This is a genomic window from bacterium (assembly GCA_023150945.1).
Taxonomy (GTDB): Bacteria; Zhuqueibacterota; Zhuqueibacteria; order Zhuqueibacterales; family Zhuqueibacteraceae; genus Coneutiohabitans.
Genome location: JAKLJX010000120.1, coordinates 1 through 500, shown reverse-complemented (window position 1 = coordinate 500; position 500 = coordinate 1). Strand labels below are relative to the sequence as shown.

General features: G+C 57.4%; 1 protein-coding gene. It reads right to left on the bottom strand.

The annotated features are described in order from the left end of the window. Window positions 1-500 (bottom strand): T9SS type A sorting domain-containing protein (locus L6R21_28345; GenBank protein ID MCK6563113.1); only part of this gene is annotated, 500 nt, incomplete at both ends.

Sequence of the window (500 nt, the reverse complement as noted above, 5' to 3'; positions counted from 1 at the left end):
GCCAGCAGGCGCACGAGCTGGCCGGCAGTGTTGTAAATCGCCAGCGAAAGCTCACCCGCTTCCGGCAGGGCAAAGCGAATGGTGGTGCTGGGATTGAACGGATTGGGATAGTTTTGTGCCAGTTCGTAGCTCGTCACCATCACGTCGTCGCCGGCTTCATCGGCGGCACTCTTGGGCAAATTGCCCGGTCCAGGCAAAGCGCCTGGCGAATCATGGTGATAGAATAGACAATCCCGCTGCACGGTGAGGCACTTCGCGATAATGCTGCCGCGGAATTGCGTATTGTTGTTCAGCACGACTTTGGCGTTGGGCGCCGTAATGCAGCCGAGAATGTAGCTCTCCTTGCCAATGCTGAGATCAACCGTTTGCAGGCTGTTGAGCGCGATCTGATCGCTGGCCGATTCGCCGCCGGGCGTGATGCGAAACTCCGTGTCCTTGTCAAAAAAGGCCTTCGTCAATACGTTGAGCGTGATCGAGCCGCTGCTCACGTCCATCTTGAT